Source organism: Corallococcus sp. CA041A, assembly GCF_003612075.1.
Taxonomy (GTDB): Bacteria; Myxococcota; Myxococcia; order Myxococcales; family Myxococcaceae; genus Corallococcus; species Corallococcus exiguus.
Genome location: NZ_RAWF01000522.1, coordinates 1 through 1689, shown reverse-complemented (window position 1 = coordinate 1689; position 1689 = coordinate 1). Strand labels below are relative to the sequence as shown.

The 1689-nt window shown below is 73.7% G+C and carries 2 protein-coding genes; both read left to right on the top strand.

The features are described from left to right. The first annotated feature begins 555 nt into the window (after positions 1-555). Positions 556-1287 carry an RNA methyltransferase gene (locus D7V77_RS41850; protein ID WP_120581713.1) on the top strand — a complete coding sequence of 244 codons (732 nt, stop codon included), beginning with the start codon at positions 556-558 and terminating at the stop codon, positions 1285-1287. A gap of 102 nt (positions 1288-1389) precedes the next feature. Next, a complete protein-coding gene (locus tag D7V77_RS41845) occupies positions 1390-1608 on the top strand; it encodes a hypothetical protein (RefSeq protein WP_233597560.1) in 219 nt (72 codons plus the stop codon). Positions 1609-1689: the final 81 nt, after the last annotated feature.

Below are 1689 nucleotides of genomic sequence, written 5' to 3'. Positions count from 1 at the left end.
CGGGGGTGGCGGGCGGCGTCTTCGCGGGCTCTTGCTTGCAGCCGGCGGCGAGCGCACCCACGAGCAACGCCGGCAAGAGCCAGCGGGCACGGGGAGCGCGCGCGGCCTTCGGCGGGACAGCGGACTGCGGGGACATGTTTCCTCCAGGAGGTGGCGGCGGAACCGATTTCATGCCGCGTGCCGCGCGTGGGGCTCTCGGAGGCACACGGGAAGTGCGGCCCGGCGACCACGTGCCGGCGCTCCCCCATGCGCGTCCGCGGGCCCACAGGGTGTCCAGGCAGCCACACTCGCGGGTGGCCTCCGGACGCACGGGACGCGGGATTTCGCGGTGCAGACTGGCGGTGAGACACCTCGGCGGTCAACTGGGGTCCCTGCCCGCCGGGACAAGCCCGGCGCTCAATGAGGCCTCTGCCCGCCGGGACAAGCCCGGCGCTCAATGATGCCTCTGCCCGCCGGGACAAGCCCGGCGCTCAATGATGCCTCTGCCCGCCGGGACAAGCCCGGCGGTCAACTGGGGTCCCTGCATGGCGCATGGGGGCGGTAGGGTGCGCGGCCATGGTGCTGCCCGTCCGATTCGTCCTCATGCGCCCGCGCAACGCGGAGAACCTGGGTGCCGCCGCCCGCGCCCTGAAGAACTGCGGCCTGTCCGACTGGGCCTGGGTGACGCCGGAGGTGGAGGACCTGGGACCCGCCCATCGGCTCGCGGTGCATGCGGAGGACGTGCTGGGTGGGGTGAAGCGGCCGGACACGCTGGACGCGGCGGTGTCCGACTGCGTCTGGGTGGTGGGCACCAGCTCCCGCAAGGTGGAGGGCAAGCGCCGCCTGTCGCCCCGGGCCGTGGGTGAGGAGTTGGTGGCGAGGGCGAAGCAGGGGCCGGTGGCGCTCGTCTTCGGGGATGAGAGAAGCGGCCTCACCAACGCAGAGGTGGAGCGCTGCCACGACCTGTCCGCGGTGCCCACCGCGCCGGAGCAGCCCTCCATCAACCTGGCGCAGGCGGTGCTGCTCTACGCCTACGAGGTCCGCATGGCGCACCTGGCGGACACCGCGCCGCCGCCGGGTCCCCTGCCCCTGGCCGCCACGGACGCGGAGCTGGCCCGGGTGGAGGCGACGCTGGAGACGCTCCTGGGCGCGGGCGGCTTCCTCGTGGACGAAAAGCCCGGGCGCACGGCGGTGCGGGACCTGGTCGCGCCCCTGCGCCGCTCCCGCCTCACGCGCAACGAGGCCCGGCTCTGGCTGGCCGCGCTGCATACCGTGCGCAAGCATTTCCCGGGCAGGGACGACCCCTGAGCAGGCAGGGGGACACCCCACCCCGCGCGGCGGGATGCCCGCGCATCGCTACCTTTCCAGGAACGACCGAAGCCTCACGGAAAGGAGCACCGCGTGAACCACATGCCCTACGAGCCGATGATCGTGGGAGGCACCGAGCCCGGCCCTGGCCGTCAGGCGCCAGCCCACGAAGAGGTCTTCGAGGAACCCGGCCGCACGCCCGGGACGGCGGAGGACGGCGGGCTGGAGGAGGAGTCCCACCGCATGGCGGACGGCGACGAGCCGGGCCCCACGCCGGGCTCCGCCGAGGGCGACGACCCCGACGAACCGGTCCGCCACTAAAACTGAAGGACACGCCGCCGCCTCAAGCGCGGCTACAGTGCCGCGCCCATGCCTCGCAAGCCCGAACGGCCCCCCAAGTCC